We start from the raw sequence: 1,760 nt of genomic DNA, 5'->3' as shown, positions 1-1,760 counted from the left end.
TTCTCAGGCATCTCATGATACTGACCACCGTCAAATTCTTCGTATTCTCTTGTGCCATCATCATATTCGTAAAGGTTATAAAAATACTCTGCTACCCCTAATCCCCATGGTGCATGCCCCACCGCCGTTGCAACCCACTTTTTTTGCCCTTTCTGTTTACGTTTTTTTAAAAACATCTGGTTTAATATCCCCTATCTAAATCCATAACTTTACCAATGGGTTTATTTGCCTCAAAATGGACCGTACAGAAGCGTTTTTAATTTCAATGTGGTTTTTATCACAAAATCTTTAAATCGCTCTGTACGGTGCCTTTCTGTCAATTTAAACGCATCTCTATTCTCAAAATCATCAGCAAATTTCACTACTTTGCTGTTTTTTCGGATCCTTTTAAATACAATTTCATGACTGATGCTTCCGAAAAAAGCTCTATTTCTGATCCATAAGTGTCTTTAAGCGTAGATCGCTGTTGGGGGTATGCTAAATCTTTCTGAAAGCTTATTTGCGAAATTGTTTGATGATGATTTATAGCATGCGGTTGCATATAGTTTTTCCGTTTCTAATTTTTTGTGTTTCTTAATTACCAATCCATATTCTGGATGCGTAATCCAATTATCCCAAGCGCTTTGCCAATCGCGTTCATTTGCATTTCGACATGGATTGGTTTTTGAAAAGCGTACAAATTTTTCAAATTCTGATAAGGCTTCACCATGCGTTAATCCTTGTTCAGTTGCGTATTGAAAATCGGGTTTGAAATCTTCTAGTATTCTTTCAACGTCTTGTTTTTCGCTTGTTTTCTTAGTTTCTTCAAAAAAGTTTGCTTTCTCTGGAAAATAAGCAGGCATCATCGTGTCAAAGATTTCTGAAAGTTTTTTTCCAACCTTTTTAACTTTTCGTGAAGGCAATTTCGCAATCATCGCTTCGTTAATTTGCCATCGGTTGTTAACTTCGTTTGAAAGATTGATATTTTGCTCGCGAATGATTGGTTGTTTGGTTTCTATCGTTTTGATTTGCTCTGATTGAACATCATCACACTCGATTGGCTCGTCAACCAAATCGTTTGTTTCTAAATTTTCAAAATCAATTTCTCTTTTTGATAAAATAATATTTTTATTTTTTTTGTTATTGTTATTGTTAATGTTAATGTGTTGTCGTGATGAACTCATCATGATGTCATCATGACCTCGTGATGATGTCATCATGACATCATCATGTTCTCTTGATGAATTATCTTTCTGCTTATTTCTCTTAGTATTCGCAGCTTTTATAGCTTTTTCTGAGAGTCTATTTAAATTCTCATTAGAGTTATTGAGTTCTTCCTCAACATCTAAATTCCACAAGCGACCATCTGCTAAACGAATGAAATATCCTTCTTCAAGCAAAACATTCAGTGCCGCTTCAAACTTCTTCACTGAATAACCAGTGTAATTAGATAAAACTTTAATATTATAAAAAAGAGGTTCACCAGTATGCAACATACGTAACCGTAATCGCATATAGATATTGCCCTCTACAGCAGGCAAATAATCAACAACTATTGCCCACTTGTCTGCAAAAAGCCTCGTCCATGGCAACTTAGTTGACATACTTCACCTCCCTTTCTTTATTATTATTGCAAGTGAAATTATCTAGCTCTTCAGTGACGTTATTGAGTTCTTTTTCAACTTCTGAATTCCACAACCCACCATTGTCTAAACGTATGATGAATCCACCTTCAATCAAGGAATTCAAAGCTGCTTCAAACTCTTCTACTGGATAACCAA

General features: G+C 35.2%; 1 protein-coding gene and 1 pseudogene. Both read right to left on the bottom strand.

The genetic code is table 11. The annotated features are described in order from the left end of the window. Positions 1-449: 449 nt before the first annotated feature. Complete coding sequence (locus ACFIK3_RS09375; RefSeq protein ID WP_375676614.1) at positions 450-1,583, bottom strand: hypothetical protein; 1,134 nt, start codon at positions 1,581-1,583, stop codon at positions 450-452. Then, positions 1,573-1,760, bottom strand: a pseudogene (locus ACFIK3_RS09370) (hypothetical protein); the annotation flags it as partial. The pseudogene ACFIK3_RS09370 and the gene ACFIK3_RS09375, both read right to left, overlap by 11 nt.

The sequence above is a fragment of the Bartonella sp. CB10SXKL genome (assembly GCF_042195515.1).
GTDB lineage: Bacteria > Pseudomonadota > Alphaproteobacteria > Rhizobiales > Rhizobiaceae > Bartonella.
The sequence above is the reverse complement of the archived record's forward strand: the minus strand, read 5'-3'. Positions and strand labels throughout refer to the sequence as shown.

Bases quoted from the DNA above. Each gene is read 5' to 3' on its own strand.
- ACFIK3_RS09375 (WP_375676614.1), bottom strand. From the start codon at position 1,583: ATGTCAACTAAGTTGCCATGGACGAGGCTTTTTGCAGACAAGTGGGCA.